Consider the following 16,374-nt stretch of genomic DNA (forward strand, 5'->3'; position numbering starts at 1 on the left):
AAAATTAATTGCCTTCGGGCGCAAGGGGGGTTTAATAATGACATTTTCAACATCGAAAGGGTCTTTTGAAAAAAACGGATTTAAAGTGAGGCTTACTCCTGAAACAACGAACAATGACTACGGTATATATGCCGTCGAAGACGAAAAGTACAATGTGCTATACTTTATTATCTGTAAAAACGATAATTGTTCCGACGAACATTTTACTACTTTTGAAGAAGCGGAAAAAAAATTCCCTTTTCTCTTAAATGAAACAATTGAAAAAGAGAATGAAAAAAAATAAATGAAACAAGACAGCCTGATACAAGTGTGTTTTACAGACTGCATCTTATAAGATAAATTCTTTAGGAAAATCGTCTATAAAGTAGGATGGTTTTCCGATGTAGTAGCCTTGGGCATAATAGATATCGAGTTCTTTCAGCTTCATTAATATTTCCTTAGATTCTATAAACTCTGCAATTGTTTTTGTATTGAAAGCTTTTGCCATTGAGGTCATGGCAATTTTCTTGCCGGATAAGTTTAAACATTTCGTGAAAATATAATATAAAATAAACCTTTTTACTTAGTTGATGTTTTTTAACTCAACCTACCATTTTTATTACTCTAAAATTATAACCCATTAATATTATTACATCTATTTCATTTTGTAGTCCCCATAGACATTTTTATTGCCCCATAAATATAGTAATATCAATCTGTTGCTGATAATTATGGTGAAGGTGGGTTAATTTTATTTTTCACTAGTAAATATGCTACAATATAAATATATAATAAAAACGGAAATAAATTTTAAAATTTCTCAATCGGGCGAGGTTGTCATAATGTCAAAAGTTACATTTTTACGTATGTTTATAGGATTATTCGGCGTTGTCTTTATAATACTCACATTTTGGCTAAGCGTGTATTTTCATTTGAGTATTTCCACAAAAATAGTAATCGCATTAGCGTTTGCGTTAGCGACTATTTTTGCAGAGTTTATAATAGCTATAGATAATCTGGAAAAAAGATTAAAAGTAGCTTTTCCGTCGCTGGAACTTTCTCTTAAAGAACAAATGGCTATTAATGAAACTATAATGTTATACAATAAGCTTAAAAAGAAAAAAGATATTTCAACGCAGATAGCTATTAAAGGTTTCGAAAATATTCATCACCTCTTAAAACAAGCTGAAAAAGGAGGGGATTTTACTTTTCAAAATATTTATGTCGCTAAAATGATTATACTTGCCGAATTAAAGCCGGGACAGTCCTTTAAAATTGTGAGCAACCTTGTAGAACCGTTTTATTGGAAATCAGGCAAAGATGAGACTGAACATACAAAATTAAATTACAGGCAAGCAAAAAGAGGCATCCATATAGAACGTATATTTATTTTAAAGGATGATGATGATTTATCTAAGATGAGAGAGATTATGGAAGAGCAGGAACAAAATAACATTGATGTTTTTTATGCTTTTAAAAACAATTTAAATAAATTGTTGCCGTATGCCAGTTTTGCTATATCCGAAGAATTGTCCTGCGGTGTAATTTCGCACAGGGAAGATTTATTGGGGAAGGTTGTTATTACCTCAAATAACGAGATAATATCAGAACTTTCCTGGCAATTTGATAATATTAAAAAGCAATCCAATAAATTTAATGCTGCAAAAAAATCTTTATATATAAAATAAATAAATTTAAGTTACATTTTTTGCAGCAGCAGAGCGATAAGCGCTATAATCGTTCCTATAACAGAACCAACTAAAGCGCCGTTGATTCTTATATATTGCAAGTCGTTCCCGATTTTATATTCTATTTGATTTACTAATTTATCGCCGTCAAGACTTTCTAAATTTCTTTTTATAAGTTTACCTATAGTTGAATGGTTGATTTTCATTAGATATACAACATTAGTTTTTAAAAAAATATTAACTTTATCATGGTTTTTTAATATTTCATCCTGAATTAAAATAAAAAAATAATCAAATTTTTCTTTAAATAATTTTTTATTGACGATATATTTTTTATTGTATTCCGATATTGCGCCTATAAAATTTATTATTATTGCGCGCAGCCGGTTTTTTAACGGGTCTTTAAACCGGTTGATAACATTTAATCCTTCCGCATTTATAAAATTGGAAAGCTTATTCTTAATAATTTCTTTTTGTTCATCTTTATTTAAATAATTTATTAAATAATCTTTTATTTTGTCTGCATTTGCATTTAGCATCATTTCTATAGTATTTAAAATTTTATCCTGCGAAGTTTTATCAATATTATTTAGCGTATTAAAAATATAATCTTTTATTTTTAATCTTACTTCATTATTCTCATTGTTTTTTATTTCTTTAATAAAATCTATTATTTTTGCTATAATTTCATTAGATAAAAGCTCAATATCTAAAATATTTGTCTTTTCTGCAACAAATAAAAAAATACTTTTTACTGCAGAATCGCTTTTATATTTTTCAATTAAATCTCCAATCTGTTCTTTTAAATAAGATTTGTTTTCTTCTATATTTGAAATTATAAAATCGCTTAAATTATTAATGCCGTCGTTAAAATTTTCATTTATTATCCGAGCCCCCGCAAATTTTATAGTGTTTATAAATTCATCAGAATACAGGTCTGTAATTCTTTTCGAAAGATTATCGGTATCATATGTTTTTATATAATTATTTACATAATTGATTAAACTATTATAAATGTAATCAGAATCGCCTGATTCTATAAACAAAGCTAATTTGCCTATTATATTATTTGATATATTTTCATCTGATAAAGTTTTATCTAATGCTTTATTAATATTTTCATATAAAAAATTCTTAAACCTGTCTGATTTAGTAAAATGAATAAATTTTATAATTAATTTTCTCAAGTACAATCTCGCTTTATTTCTGTTTTTATCTTTTTGAATAATTTTTAGTAAAATATCGGAAAAATCTATTCTGTTTATTTCGGCTGCCAGATAATTCTTCCCAAGCCACGTATCATTGACGGTATTAGTTATAGAATTAATAATTTTTTCTTTATTGTTTTTAATGATATTTGTATGAGGAATATGAAGACCCAGCGGATATTTGAACAGCGCCGTAACGGCAAACCAGTCGGCGATTCCGCCGATAAGAGCGGCGGCGGAGGCTCTTTGCAGTATAAATATCCAAAAGTTCGAAATATGAATCGTATAAGATATAATAAAAATTAAAAAAGCAAATAAAAGAAAAAGATTTGCAATAATTTTATTCTTAAGGATTTTATTTTTAACAATCGCAGTGTTAATTGTAGTGTTAGTAATCTTGTTGTTGTGAGCAAGTTTCATAATTTTTATTTTATCTTAAAAGACTGAATAAAACAACTATTTTGCTTTTCTGATGACGGCACGGCATATTAATTTGAATTAGTCCGTTAATTAAGTTTGGCCCGTTAAATTGACATTTGCGACTATACGTAATAATATATATTATATACCAGAAAATAGACGACAGAATAAAATAATAAATTTAGTTATTTATAAAGTAGATTATTCATAATAGAAAATAGACAATATAATAAAATAATAAATTCAGTTATTTATGAAATAGATTCTCTATGTTGACTCATGAAGATTTTGCAGAATTATCAGGTATTGTTTTATATTTTCATCTTGCCGTAATTTTGTTTATCATTTTTGGTTTTATAGCCGTTCCGTTTGGCGCTAAATTTAAGAAGAAATTTATATACGAATTCTGGTGGCGTCTTACGCATCTCGCGGCAATGGTGGTGGTTGCCGTTCAGGCGATGCTCGGTAAAGCCTGTTTTTTAACCTACATTCAGAGCGACTTGCTGGAAAGCGCCGGTAAAAAAGGATATACCGTACCTTTTATTCAAACTTATATTGATAGAATTATATATCATAATTTTCCAATTTGGATGTTTTCAATAGTATATATATTCTTATTTCTATATACGTTATATCTATGGTTTAAATTTCCTCCTAAAATTAAGGCAAGTTCATAAATATTTTTTATTTATATATATTATTTTATATATTATTTTAGAATACTTATTTTATTTTATTTTATCTTAGCTTATCTTGTTTTTTGTGTATCTTAATTTATCTGATATATTTATTAAATATCAAATCGGTCATTATTATTAATTTGTTTGCGGAGTTCATCTAATTTTTCGGTTATTTCTTGAATAGAATATTTTTCACTTTCGCTTACCAATATTTTTTGAGGTTTTCTCTGCTGTTCCGTTATTGCCAAACATGCGGTTAATTCTTTCTCAGCGTTTACATAATCCCCGTTTGCGGATAATATTTCAGATAAGAGCACATGCGCCGGTATAAGGTTTTTTTTAATTCTTAAAGCTAAATGAAGTTCTGCTAATGCATCATTAATCTTGCCTGATTTATATAATTTTTTAGCTTTATGGTAATGAGCTTCGGATTTATCGTTCTTTTTAGCAGTCATTTTTAAAAATATTAACAGTTTATGATATCAGTTTATTATGATATACAGTTATGATTATAATAAGCGGTTATAATCTTGCTGCATATTGTTCATTGTATTTATTTTATTTTTTTTATTTATTATTATATTAATACCATAATTTTAAATTTTTAAAATAAAATAAATAAATATGATATACTAAATAGTAGGTAAGCATCGGCAGCGATATTTTTTATATACAAATTATTCATCAAAACAGTGAGTATTATAACATTTGCCGTATCGTCAGGCAAATTTTTTCTATATATTAAAATACAGACCAGTCAGTATATTAATTTTTGTAATTTATTTAATATGTGCTTTACTTAAAAAGGAGGAACTATGCTTATTCAGAGACGATTTTTATTATTTGCTGCGGCGATGATTTTCATGCTTTCTTGCGTGATAATTGCTGCTAAAAATGTGTATGCTGTTAATTTAAAAAGCTTTATTTTAAAGCCTGTTCCAATTCCCAAAAATAACCCGCAGACTAAGGAAAAAATAAAATTGGGCAAGATGCTGTTTTTTGATAACAGATTGTCCGGCGACGGCAGTTTGTCATGTGCATCCTGTCATGTTCCAGCCGCCGGTTTTACGACCCCTACGAGACTTTCTTTGTCATATCCTACGACTATGCACTGGCGTCACACCCCTTCTGTGATAGATTCAGGGTATCTTAAGTTTTTATTTTGGGACGGCAGAGCGACATCGCTTGAACAACAGGCACTGGGTCCAATATCGACACCGTTTGAAATGAATAAGCATATTCACTATCTGACGGCGGAACTTTACGAAATTCCTGTTTACAGAAAAATGTTCAGACAGGTATTTCACGCTAAAAATATTATTACACAGAAAATGGTAGCTGAAGCGATAGCATCTTTTGAGAGAACTATAGTCGTCACTAAAACCCCGTTTTACAGTTATATAAAAGGCAATAAACATGCGATGTCAAAAAAAGCTATAGCCGGATTTAAATTATTTATCGGGAAAGCTTCATGTATCAGATGTCATTACGGACCTGTGTTTACCGATAATAAATTTCATGCGTTGGGAGTGCCGCCTCTTCATCTTACGGGCAAAACCGCAAAACTTGTCGCAGTTACGAGGCATTATTTTACATATGTAAACGCGCATCTGAAAAATTCAAACAAAATTAAACGGGACCTCGGCAGATATTTAATAACGCATAAAAAATCGGACATGTATAAATTTGTCACGCCGAGCCTTATAGATATAGGAGAAATAGGACCGTATTATATGCATAACGGAAGTATAAAAGGTCTTTTGAATGTAGTAAAATTTTTTAATAAAGGCGGCGGAAATATACCGAATAAATCAAAATTAATTAAACCGCTGCATCTTACTTTAAAACAGGAATATGAAATAGTTGCTTTTTTGAAATCTTTGGACGGGCCAAAATTTAATATAACTTCGCCAAAATTACCGCATTTTATTAACAAATAGAAATAGATATATATTATTATAATAAATTTTAATAAACTAAATTGTTTCTGCCTTTTATGCAGAAACAATTTAGTTTAAATCTAATTGTTGCATATAATAATTAAACCGACGATGTTGTTGCCTTATATCTATACTGTACTGACTTGAGGTTTCACGACAGCTATTGATAAAATAAATTAAATTAAATCTTCCAGCGAATGATTTCATCATCGTTGAAAAAATATTTAAATGTTCTAATAATAATTTTTTAATTTTTAAAAAAAATAAAAATAAATTAATATGATTAATATAATTATAGCCGCATTAAGCGCCTATTTTATATATTAATTTTTGATATAATCAGTGAATATTTTATATCGCAGTTATAATACAAGTTGACAATTTTTTTTATATATATTAAAATACAAACCAGTTGGTATTTTAATTAATTAAAAATTATAAAAAATTAATATGAAATTATTTTTTCGATTTTGTTTGTAAGTGTATGTCTATACTAAATAATTAAATACTAAATTAATATAAATAGTAATAAATATTTTACATAAAATAATTATATTAGGAGAAATTAAAGTGTCAAAGTCAAAAGCATTGTTTGTTATTTTATCTGGAGCAGAAAATCATGTTAAAGTTTTACTCGGTCTCAATATGGCATGGAGAACAATGAACAGCGGAGCGTTTGAAGATGTCAAATTAATTTTAGTCGGGCAGGCGGAAGATTTTATCGCTAAAACAGACGATAAAGATATCCTGGAAGCTTACGAACAAATTTTAAATAATAATATTATGTCTCATGCCTGCGTTGTTATTGCAGATGCTTACGGAGTCACGGACATTTTAATTAATAAAAAAGTTAATATGGTCCCCTCAGCCGGAGGGTGTATCGCTCAGCTTATGTCAGAAGGCTATCAGCCAATAACTTTCTAATATTTAATACAGTTTAATACTTAATTGCTTTAAGAATTTTCAATAATATCCGATAACATAAAATAGCAGCAATGCGGTATAATTTATTATATTTTTTACGGAAAAGATTAAAAATTAAATTATATTTTATATATAAAAAATATAAAAAAAAATTAATTAGATAACTTTTTGCATTATAATGTTCTGTCGGTTATATCGGTTATATTGTTTATATTAGCTTTGTTGTGCTGCTGCGTTATGATGTGTTGTGATATATTAAAAATACTATTTATAAATAATCGAATTATAAATAATCAAAATTTTTTATGAAATATATAAAAAAACCGGATAAGTTAAATTATTTATGGATTGCTTTTCTGACTTTTTTTGCAATTTTTGGATTTGCAGTCAACAGTCTGCTTGCCAGAATTGCGCTGCATAATAGCGTATTAAGTCCATTGACCTACAGTTTGCTGCGTCTTGGAAGCGGAGCGGTAACGCTTTTTTTAATAATTTCTTATAAACAGATTAAACTTCCGAAACCAAATTATTTATCGGCATTTGCATTATTTGTATATGCGTTTTGTTTTTCTGTAGGATATATTGAAATTGGCGTCGCAGTCGGAGCTCTTCTTGTGTTTTCCGCCGTTCAATTCACAATAATTGGAAATGCAATATTAATTCATAAAGAAAAACTTTTTTTATTGCAATGGTTAGGCGTTATAATTTCAATGGGAGGTTTTATTCTGCTAGTATATAAAGGCTTATCCGTTCCTAAAAATTTTATCGGGTATTTCGGGGCTGCCATGATGATTATTTCCGGAATAGGGTGGGGAATTTATACATTAAAAGGTAAATTTGAAAGACAATATTTATTAAGGACAGCATCTAATTTTATCCATTCCTTAATTTATTTCATTCCTTTTATAATAATATTTGCGTTTTTCAAAAATGGATTTATTAATTTGCAATATATTAATACGCCTTATATTTATTTAAAGCCGATAATTTTAGGTGTATTGTCTGGAACAATATTTTCGGCGCTATTTTATGTGCTATGGTATAAGGTAGTAAAAAAATTATCCCGTGTTTTATCATCGTCTGTTCAGTTATTGACGCCCGCAGTAGCGGCAATTTTAGGCATAATATTGTTAAACGAAAAAATATCGTTAAATTTCTTCATTTCTGCTATTTTAATATTAGGAGGTATTATATTCGTCGTACTTAAAGAAAAAACAACGGAAGTAAGGGAAGAGATCATTGAAGATTTAGAAGAAACATTTGATAAATGATAAAGGAGGAAAAATGCAAAAAATGTCTGTTATTGTATCTAACGACGCATTCGATGCGATATTGACGCCGTTTGATTTTATACATCTGGGGACTGCTATTTACGATGAAATAAATGTTTTATTTGTCGGATTTGCCGCAAGACTTATGACCAGAGAGGGCATAAAAACCGCGGAAGAATATTTAATCCATAAAAATATGCTTGATGAATTAAAGAAAGGTTTGGAAAGAATCGGTCTTCCCGATAATTTATATTCAATAATTAAAGAATTAAAGCGGACAGAAGGAATGAATTTTTATATTTGTTCAAACGCCGCCGCTAAATTTTCTATAACAGCTGAAATGCTTCTGCCTGAAATTGACGGTATAGTGGGAGCCGCATGGTTTTTGATAGAAAAGGCAAACAAATCGGAAATATTTATGCAATTTTAATTTATTATTTTTATATATTTGCATTTTCTGTCTATCTGTCTATCAATATTAATCTGCGGTTGTCTCTTCTTTAAACGGGGAATTTTTACAGTCTGTCCGTCAAAAATTTTAACTTATAAGTTTTGCTTTTTATTTATTTTGCTTTAATTATTATATTTTATTTTAATTATTATATATTATTATATGGATATTTTAAACATAGTTATACTTTCTATAACGGGAATAATAGTCGGCGCAGCGACGGGTCTTATAGGGGCGTCCGGAGTTATAATAGTCGTTCCCGTGCTTGCTTTTATATTTAATGTACCCGTTTCAATAGCAATAGGCACAAGCCTTTTAATTGACGTTATAGTCTCGTTTTCGGTAACGGCAACGTACGCTTTTAAAAAAAGAGTTAATTATCGCATCGGCATACCTACAATTATAGGAGCGGTAGTAGGCGCTCAGCTTGGCGCATATATTTCGGTCAGCATGCCGCAGAGGCTTTTAGAAATTATATTCGGTGTATTTATGCTGTTAATGGGTGCTTTTTTCTTAAAAACAAAAGGAAAATATCAAGAAAAAAGAGTTTTTCATTTTAAAAGCCCACGCATAAATTTTATAATTATACTTATTTTTGGTTTTATCATAGGGATTCTTGCAGGTCTTCTCGGCACAAGCGGCGGCGTATTATATATGCTTGTATATATTATAGTCTTTGGATTAGCAATAAAAGATTCCATCGGAACATCAACACTTGTTATGATTATAGCCGCATTAAGCGGCGCTATCGGCTATATCGCCTTAAAACATATAAATTTATTTGACGCATTTTTTATAGGTATTATTGCGATTCCTTCAGGAATTTTGTTTGCAAAAATAGCAATCAAAAGCAAAAAAGAAACGCTTATTATTGTTTTAGGGATTACTTTGCTCGCAGTAGGGCTTTCAATGATGTTTCATTAAAATTAAATTATTCACCGAACAGAAATTAATTTTTTTAGATTAAAATTTATTTTATTTTATAATAAACAGCTTGTAAGCGTAGATATTTGCATTATTTTTAAAATAATACTGCAAACCTCCTTCTTCTCTCTTCTCTCTTCCTTTTATATTCTTTCGATATTAAAAGCAAATAAATTTTGACTAGTATTTATTATTAATAGTTTTCTCTTGACGGATGTGGGGGGGGGGGGTAGTGTATTATAAATATAATATGGATAATCAGTATATCATACAAAAATAGTAATATATTTTATCATAAATTAAAAGTTATAGCAATTAAAAAATTATGATGAATATAAAAAATAAAAAAATATATTTTATCGGCGGTTTATTTTTTGCCATTGGTATATTAGTTGCAAGTATTTTATTTTTCACCGGTCCAATTCCTATAAAAAGTATTTCTGATTTTAATTCAAATCTTTTACTAAAAACCACAAAACTGAATAAAGATATAAGGCGTATTAAAAGCATGGTACGTAAAATTATATATTACAGCTCTTTAAAATCTTCGTTATCCAAAAAAACGCGATTTAAAACTGTTATAAAGAATTTAAAATTAGGTTTAAAAAAGACTGATAGTCAGTATAAAGAACTTGACGCGTTTATTAAAGAAAACAGCGCCCTTTTAAAAAATAACCCTCAAGTTACGGTATATTTTCACAAATCATACTATAATTGGGAAAATATCAGCAAACCTATTCTTGAAATAATTATAAAATACCCTAAATATATATCATCTAAAATATCCTATAAGCTTTTTCTAAAGCATACTATTCATCTTTCTTATCTGCCTACCTCAAATATTATTAAGAATACAAAATTATACTTCAAAAAGCTTATAAACACTGCTATATACATAGCGATAGCAGGCGTTATCATTATATTGTGTCTAGGTATTTTATTTATATACTATGTGAGTAAGTTCTATAAAACTATTTCTAAGAGTGAACAAAAATTTAAAACATTATTTGACAATCTTCCTCTCATTGCTTTTATTCTGGATATTGAAACAGGCTGCTTTATCGACGTTAACAAAGCCGCTGTAAAATTTTACGGATATTCAAAAGATGAGCTGTTAAACATGAGTATCGAAAAAATAAATATTTTTACCAGCACTCAAGAACAGACAGGATTCAGAAGATTGGCTGCTGAAAAAGGAAGCCACGATGCTTTTTTTAAACATAAACTTAAAAACGGGGAGATTAAACAAGTTCAATCTTTCGGTAATGCGATTTATTTAAATAATAAACTTTATTTGTTAACAATAATTTTAGATATAACAGAAAAAAAGCTATTAGAAGATAAGCTTAAAGAATCGGAAGAGCTATTCAGAATAATGACTGAAAATTTAATTACGGGGGTTGCTCTTTACCGTGAAAAATATATTTATGTGAATCCGACTGCTGAAAATATATTAGCTTACACTAAAGATGAACTTTATCAAAAATATGTTTGGGATTTATTTCCTGGCGAGTTTGACAAAAAAGCAATAAAAAATGCAATAGAAAAAAGATTAGGCGGAGAAATGTTTCAATCTACTTATGCAACAATTAGAGCTTTAACAAAACAGAATAAGGAGATTTGGCTTTTAATATCATCCACGACCGTTAAATATAAAAATAAATTTACTGCCCTTGCTAGCTTTATAGACGTGAGCGAAATGGTAAGTTTGCGTAACACATTAGAGCAAGAGCGCGACCTCTTCAAAGTTTTAATAGAAAACATCAATTCCGGCATAACGCTGTATAATAAGGACAGATTTATTTACGTAAATTCTGCTCTCCTTGACTTATTTCATTATACCAAAGAAGAATTCTTAAACTTAAACGTAAATGATTTCTTCAGCATCAGGGGAGATAAGCTGTACCATCAAAATACTTCCGTATTCAAAACATATTTCAATAACGAACTGTCTTCAAGGTTTGTTTACATTTATACGGACAGCAACAGAATAAATACAAATACAACCCGCAGCAATAATAATATTTCTGCAAATGGCAGTACTTCAGGCGCAGACACAGGTCAATCTGGAAGCAGCAGTAATAATAATGCCGGCAGCAATAATACGGACGGCGGCAATAGCAGCCTTATTCTCAATATCGACGATAATACTGTCAAACTTCCAAAAACCGATATGCACAAAAATATTAATATAACGGATGATAAAATCCGCTATATAGATTTATTCAGAACGGTCGTAACATATAAGGGAGAGCAAACCGGTCTTGCTATATTTTCAGATGTTACCGACCAGATACTTAGAGAACAGAATATTTTAGTAGAAAGAGAAGCATATAAAGAACTTTCAGAAATTGACGGGTTAACCGGTATTTATAACCGACGCTCTTTTGACGGTAAACTTATAGAACTTATCAATACCGCTCTAAGATACGGCAGGCCTCTATCGCTCATGATGTTCGATATAGATTATTTCAAAAGTATAAACGACACATACGGTCATGAAACAGGGGATTTTATATTAAAAGAACTTTCTGCTTTAGTAAAAGAAAATTTGAGGTCGGCAGATTTTTTTGCCCGCTACGGCGGAGAAGAGTTTATGGTAATAACTCCGGAAACCAATATTTTTACCGCCAAAGAGCTTGCCGAAAGATTAAGGATAAAAATAGAAGAACACGATTTTAGTATAGGACAATCTATAACGTGCAGTTTCGGAATAACGGGAATAAAAGAGAGCGATACATCAAAGAGTATTGTGTATCGGGCAGACAGTGCTTTATATGAAGCAAAAAAAGCAGGAAGAAACAAAGTATATTATGAATAACTGCTAAGAATATTATAAATAAACAAATAAATATTAAAAATAAATAAAAAAATCCGGTCCCTTTCGAGACCGGATCACCTTTAGGAGGAGTGATGAAAAACTTACAGTTATCAGTGATTCTATCATTAAATAAAATTACAGAAATATAAGCCCTGATATTTTATTATGTTTAATCATTGTCTTAATATAAATTGATTTCCCGCCCGCCAAGTTTAGTTTCCACATATAAAACTTAAATCCGGCTTGTTTTAGCGCAACCAGATATTTGATATTATAACCGTTTTTTAATTGTAATTTAGTATTAAGTGAATCAGACACCTTATCAAATTTAGTTTTAGTCACCACTGATTTAAACGATGACGAAACGGTTGATCTAAATTTTGTATAATTCTTTTTTGCCAGAGCTTTTATCGCTTTAGACACCACCTTTTTGACGGTTTTAATCCTGGCAGGACTCACTGTCAGTCTTGCAGGTTTATTTGTATTATTAATGGCTGGCGTATTAGCTCCCGGTGGCGTTGCCGCCTGATTATTCGGCTGAGGTGCATATCCGCCGGATGGATATTGGCTTGTTGCTGGCAGCGGAGCCGAACTGCTTGGATTTAATAAATTTGCGTTTGCATTTGCGCTGAATGCAAAAAGAGATACTAAAGCTAATAAATAAATAAGAAACTTCATTTTGATGACCTCCGTTAATTAATTTGATTGTTTATTTAAACAGCAAATAAGCAGATTATAGTTTTATGTTTATTTTATGCTGTATACAGCGTTTTAAATTGCAAGAATAAATAATCAGCAGGTAAAATCAGATGTTATTTAAGCTCAATTAAAATTAACCATTATATTATATATATATTTATTTTATATATATTATAATTATATATTAAATAATATTATTAACTTTATAAGATTATTAATAATAATTAATATTTGAACTTGTTATATGCCATGTTTTTAGGCTAACACAAAAATTGTTGCTTGTCAAACACATAAATATCATTTGCATATCATATTAATATCATCTCAATATCATCATATTGTTAAATATTATTAGATTATAGTTAAGATATTTTTTTATTTTGAAAACTATTTTGAAAACCTTGTCTTAATTTATTATTGCTCGTTTATAAAATTAATTATTCAAAAATATATTTAATTTAAAAATAAATATTGGAAATAAATAAAAAAACTCTATCCATTTCAAACCGGTAATAATTAATAATAATTAATGCATTTGGGTTTATATTACATGTATTAAAAATAAATAAAAAAATCCGGTCCCTTTCGAGACCGGATCACCTTTAGGAGGAGTGATGAAAAGCTTACAGTTGTTAAATTAAGTTGAATATTTTTCGATTCAATATTATATATGCATTTTTTATGCCAATAATAAATAAAATATATTTAAATATCTTTTAATAAAAAATATTATTAATAAATTGACAAAAAGTTTAATATAATCAAACAGTTATTCATGTATATATATTTAACTTATTTTCTGCATGTCAAACCGCTATAAATTAATTTCATTATTTATTTATAATAAATTAATTTAAAATTGTCATAATGACAATTAACTATGTAAATATTATTGTCATAACGACAATTATTTTAGCGGTTTTATTTATTATTTACCATTAAAATAATTTGAAAGCGTATTTTTTAATTTTATTATAAATCGTAAAATTTCATTATTGTTTTTTTATTTATTGTTTTTTTTGAAAATATATTGCAAATTTTGACTATTTTTAAAAATTAGTGTATAAAAATTATATAAACATTAATTTTGCTGAATACGACTTATATTAAATACTATATAATTATTATATGAAATATTAAACTATTATTGTATTAAATATTAACTAACCGATAAAAAAATTCTAATATAATATAAAATAAATATCAATAAGATTTAAAATTATAAAAAATATGGAGCATGACGAAGAGTATCCGAAGAAAGGCAATGACGACGGCAGTGTTTTAAAAATAATTTATAATCTGCTGCGTAACAGATTCGGTAAAATGAACTGGTGGCCGGCAGAATCTGATTTTGAGGTAATTATAGGCGCTATATTGACGCAGAACACTGCATGGACAAATGTAGAAAAAGCGATTTATAATCTTAAAATCCGCAATCTGTTATCTTTTGAAGCTATGGATGCAATAGAGTTAGATTTATTGAAAGAATACATCAGACCTTCGGGCTATTACAACCAGAAGGCTCTTAAAATTAAAGAATTTATAAATTTTGCAAAAAAGGGATATAATTTTTCTATTGAATTAATGAAAAAAGAAAATACTGCCGTAATGCGGGAAAAACTTCTTAATATATCCGGCATAGGAGAAGAAACTGCTGACAGCATAATGCTGTACGCATTAAAAAAACCGGTATTTGTCATAGATGCTTATACCAGAAGGCTGCTTGAAAGACATCACATAATCGAAGGCGCGTTAAAAGAAAAATATAAAAATCTGCAAAAATATTTTACAGACAATATAAACAATATAAATAATGCAGATAATACCGACGATATAGACAATATAAATAAGATATACAAGATATTTCATATCGACGATATAGGCAATATATTTGATGAGTATAACGGTAATAAAATAAATAATAAAATAAACGGTGAAGCAATTGCGAAAATATACAATGAATATCATGCGCTAATAGTAATGACCGGCAAAATGTTCTGTAAAAAAACTCCCATGTGCAGCGGCTGTCCGCTTGAAGAATTAAATCATCTAATCTAATCTAAACTAATCTAAACGATTTAAAATCAGCTTAAATTTGCAGATAAAACATTAACCAAAAACCAAAAAACTCCTCAGGACTAAAAAAATTGCTACAAAATAAACAGTGGATAGACTGGGGATAGAGGCAGATAATTTCTATCGGCAATTTTTGGAACAGCCGCTAACTACCAAAAATATGAGAAAAGTGATATAATACATTTATTATGAAATCATTAATAATTAAAAAATTTACGGATTTAAAAGAAATAATTTTAAATTTCGATTATAATTCTAAGGTCAGAAATTTTAATTTGCCTCTGGATTATTATGATGCCGAAATACCCGACATAAAAGACGATGAAGTCCTTATAAAAATAGGTGCATGCGCCGTATGCCATACGGAACTGGATGAAATAGAAGGAAGAATTACTCCTATGAACCTGCCTGTTATCCCTGGTCATCAGATAGTCGGGAAAATTATTAAAACCGGAAATAATGTTAAAAAGCTTAAAGAAGGCGACAGGGTGGGCGTGGGCTGGATAAATTCCGCTTGCGGAAAATGCTGGTACTGTAAAAACGGACTTGAAAACTTGTGCGCAGATTTTATCGCTACTGGCAAAGATGTAAACGGCGGTTATGCTGAATACACAAAAGTAAAAGAAAATTACGCAGCTCTTATTCCCGACAGTTTTAGCGATGAAGAAGCCTCTCCTTTGTTGTGTGCCGGAGCAGTAGGATACAGGTCGTTAAAACTGACCGGAATAACAAACGGATTTAATTTAGGTTTTCTCGGTTTTGGCGCGTCAAACCATTTAGTGCTTCAAATTGCTACGGCATTATATCCCGATTCAAAACTTTTTGTATTTGCGCGTTCTTTAAATGAAAGGAATCTCGCAAAAAAATTAGGAGCGTTCTGGACGGGAGATACGGCGGATACTCCGCCTGAAAAAATAAACGCTATTATCGATACCACGCCCGTATGGAAGCCTATAACCGATATTTTAAGACATCTTGCCCCCGCGGGAAGGCTTGTAATAAATAATATAAGAAAAGAAAATTATGATATAGAATATTTAAAAAATATTGACTACGCAAGAGATTTGTGGATGGAGAAAGAAATTAAGTCTGTTGCAAACGTCACTTTTAACGACATAAAAGAAGTTATTGAAATAGCATATAAATTTAATATTAAACCGCAAATTGAAATATACAGTCTGCCTGATGCCAACAAAGCCATTCTTGATATTAAAAATAGAAAAATAAACGGCTCAAAAGTTTTGAAAATATCCTAATTATTTAATTTTAATTATTGAAGTTAATTATAAAATT

General features: G+C 29.3%; 15 protein-coding genes. 11 read left to right on the forward strand and 4 right to left on the reverse strand.

Annotation, left to right across the window (positions count from 1 at the left end):
* Nucleotides 1-37 precede the first annotated feature (37 nt).
* A complete protein-coding gene (locus EVJ46_09495; protein RZD15743.1) occupies nucleotides 38-283 on the forward strand; it encodes a hypothetical protein in 246 nt (81 codons plus the stop codon).
* Between the two features lie 45 nt (nucleotides 284-328).
* On the opposite strand, the gene EVJ46_09500 is transcribed toward EVJ46_09495, so the two are convergent.
* A complete protein-coding gene (locus EVJ46_09500; GenBank protein ID RZD15744.1) occupies nucleotides 329-496 on the reverse strand; it encodes an EAL domain-containing protein in 168 nt (55 codons plus the stop codon).
* A 325-nt stretch (nucleotides 497-821) separates the two neighbouring features.
* Between EVJ46_09500 and EVJ46_09505 the strand changes: the two genes are divergently transcribed.
* Nucleotides 822-1,667: a hypothetical protein gene (locus tag EVJ46_09505; protein ID RZD15745.1), complete on the forward strand. Its 846-nt coding sequence runs from the start codon at nucleotides 822-824 to the stop codon at nucleotides 1,665-1,667.
* A gap of 11 nt (nucleotides 1,668-1,678) precedes the next feature.
* Here EVJ46_09505 and EVJ46_09510 read toward each other — a convergent pair whose 3' ends face one another.
* Complete coding sequence (locus tag EVJ46_09510) at nucleotides 1,679-3,295, reverse strand: DUF445 domain-containing protein (GenBank protein RZD15746.1); 1,617 nt, start codon at nucleotides 3,293-3,295, stop codon at nucleotides 1,679-1,681.
* 269 nt (nucleotides 3,296-3,564) lie between these two features.
* Here EVJ46_09510 and EVJ46_09515 point away from each other — a divergent pair, with 269 nt between their 5' ends.
* Complete coding sequence (locus tag EVJ46_09515; protein RZD15747.1) at nucleotides 3,565-3,972, forward strand: DUF2784 family protein; 408 nt, start codon at nucleotides 3,565-3,567, stop codon at nucleotides 3,970-3,972.
* A gap of 113 nt (nucleotides 3,973-4,085) precedes the next feature.
* Here the strand turns inward: EVJ46_09515 and EVJ46_09520 are convergent, their stop codons facing one another.
* The gene (locus tag EVJ46_09520; protein ID RZD15748.1) at nucleotides 4,086-4,430 is read right to left on the reverse strand and encodes a hypothetical protein; all 345 of its coding nucleotides are present in this window, start codon (nucleotides 4,428-4,430) and stop codon (nucleotides 4,086-4,088) included.
* A 360-nt stretch (nucleotides 4,431-4,790) separates the two neighbouring features.
* Between EVJ46_09520 and EVJ46_09525 the strand changes: the two genes are divergently transcribed.
* The 6 genes from EVJ46_09525 (at nucleotide 4,791) to EVJ46_09550 (ending at nucleotide 12,306) form a co-directional block, all read left to right on the forward strand.
* Entirely contained in the window at nucleotides 4,791-5,915 is a 1,125-nt protein-coding gene (locus tag EVJ46_09525; GenBank protein ID RZD15749.1) for a cytochrome-c peroxidase, read from the forward strand.
* Between the two features lie 522 nt (nucleotides 5,916-6,437).
* Nucleotides 6,438-6,839: a hypothetical protein gene (locus EVJ46_09530; GenBank protein ID RZD15750.1), complete on the forward strand. Its 402-nt coding sequence runs from the start codon at nucleotides 6,438-6,440 to the stop codon at nucleotides 6,837-6,839.
* A gap of 305 nt (nucleotides 6,840-7,144) precedes the next feature.
* Complete coding sequence (locus tag EVJ46_09535; GenBank protein RZD15751.1) at nucleotides 7,145-8,110, forward strand: DMT family transporter; 966 nt, start codon at nucleotides 7,145-7,147, stop codon at nucleotides 8,108-8,110.
* A gap of 13 nt (nucleotides 8,111-8,123) precedes the next feature.
* Nucleotides 8,124-8,540 carry a hypothetical protein gene (locus tag EVJ46_09540; protein ID RZD15752.1) on the forward strand — a complete coding sequence of 139 codons (417 nt, stop codon included), beginning with the start codon at nucleotides 8,124-8,126 and terminating at the stop codon, nucleotides 8,538-8,540.
* A gap of 183 nt (nucleotides 8,541-8,723) precedes the next feature.
* Nucleotides 8,724-9,485 (forward strand): sulfite exporter TauE/SafE family protein, encoded by a 762-nt coding sequence (locus tag EVJ46_09545; protein RZD15753.1) that lies wholly within the window; start codon nucleotides 8,724-8,726, stop codon nucleotides 9,483-9,485.
* A 325-nt stretch (nucleotides 9,486-9,810) separates the two neighbouring features.
* Nucleotides 9,811-12,306, forward strand: a complete 2,496-nt coding sequence (locus EVJ46_09550; GenBank protein ID RZD15754.1) for a diguanylate cyclase — start codon at nucleotides 9,811-9,813, stop codon at nucleotides 12,304-12,306.
* A 135-nt stretch (nucleotides 12,307-12,441) separates the two neighbouring features.
* On the opposite strand, the gene EVJ46_09555 is transcribed toward EVJ46_09550, so the two are convergent.
* The gene (locus EVJ46_09555; protein RZD15755.1) at nucleotides 12,442-12,984 is read right to left on the reverse strand and encodes a hypothetical protein; all 543 of its coding nucleotides are present in this window, start codon (nucleotides 12,982-12,984) and stop codon (nucleotides 12,442-12,444) included.
* 1,251 nt (nucleotides 12,985-14,235) lie between these two features.
* Between EVJ46_09555 and EVJ46_09560 the strand changes: the two genes are divergently transcribed.
* Nucleotides 14,236-15,063: a hypothetical protein gene (locus EVJ46_09560; protein RZD15756.1), complete on the forward strand. Its 828-nt coding sequence runs from the start codon at nucleotides 14,236-14,238 to the stop codon at nucleotides 15,061-15,063.
* A 206-nt stretch (nucleotides 15,064-15,269) separates the two neighbouring features.
* Nucleotides 15,270-16,337: an alcohol dehydrogenase gene (locus tag EVJ46_09565; protein ID RZD15757.1), complete on the forward strand. Its 1,068-nt coding sequence runs from the start codon at nucleotides 15,270-15,272 to the stop codon at nucleotides 16,335-16,337.
* The last annotated feature ends 37 nt before the right edge of the window (nucleotides 16,338-16,374 follow it).

This window comes from Candidatus Acididesulfobacter guangdongensis (genome assembly GCA_004195045.1).
GTDB lineage: Bacteria > SZUA-79 > SZUA-79 > Acidulodesulfobacterales > Acidulodesulfobacteraceae > Acididesulfobacter > Acididesulfobacter guangdongensis.

Bases quoted from the DNA above. Each gene is read 5' to 3' on its own strand.
- EVJ46_09495 (RZD15743.1), top strand. From the start codon at position 38: ATGACATTTTCAACATCGAAAGGGTCTTTTGAAAAAAACGGATTTAAA.
- EVJ46_09500 (RZD15744.1), bottom strand. From the start codon at position 496: ATGACCTCAATGGCAAAAGCTTTCAATACAAAAACAATTGCAGAGTTT.
- EVJ46_09505 (RZD15745.1), top strand. From the start codon at position 822: ATGTCAAAAGTTACATTTTTACGTATGTTTATAGGATTATTCGGCGTT.
- EVJ46_09510 (RZD15746.1), bottom strand. From the start codon at position 3,295: ATGAAACTTGCTCACAACAACAAGATTACTAACACTACAATTAACACT.
- EVJ46_09515 (RZD15747.1), top strand. From the start codon at position 3,565: ATGTTGACTCATGAAGATTTTGCAGAATTATCAGGTATTGTTTTATAT.
- EVJ46_09520 (RZD15748.1), bottom strand. From the start codon at position 4,430: ATGACTGCTAAAAAGAACGATAAATCCGAAGCTCATTACCATAAAGCT.
- EVJ46_09525 (RZD15749.1), top strand. From the start codon at position 4,791: ATGCTTATTCAGAGACGATTTTTATTATTTGCTGCGGCGATGATTTTC.
- EVJ46_09535 (RZD15751.1), top strand. From the start codon at position 7,145: ATGAAATATATAAAAAAACCGGATAAGTTAAATTATTTATGGATTGCT.
- EVJ46_09540 (RZD15752.1), top strand. From the start codon at position 8,124: ATGCAAAAAATGTCTGTTATTGTATCTAACGACGCATTCGATGCGATA.
- EVJ46_09545 (RZD15753.1), top strand. From the start codon at position 8,724: ATGGATATTTTAAACATAGTTATACTTTCTATAACGGGAATAATAGTC.
- EVJ46_09550 (RZD15754.1), top strand. From the start codon at position 9,811: ATGATGAATATAAAAAATAAAAAAATATATTTTATCGGCGGTTTATTT.
- EVJ46_09555 (RZD15755.1), bottom strand. From the start codon at position 12,984: ATGAAGTTTCTTATTTATTTATTAGCTTTAGTATCTCTTTTTGCATTC.
- EVJ46_09560 (RZD15756.1), top strand. From the start codon at position 14,236: ATGGAGCATGACGAAGAGTATCCGAAGAAAGGCAATGACGACGGCAGT.
- EVJ46_09565 (RZD15757.1), top strand. From the start codon at position 15,270: ATGAAATCATTAATAATTAAAAAATTTACGGATTTAAAAGAAATAATT.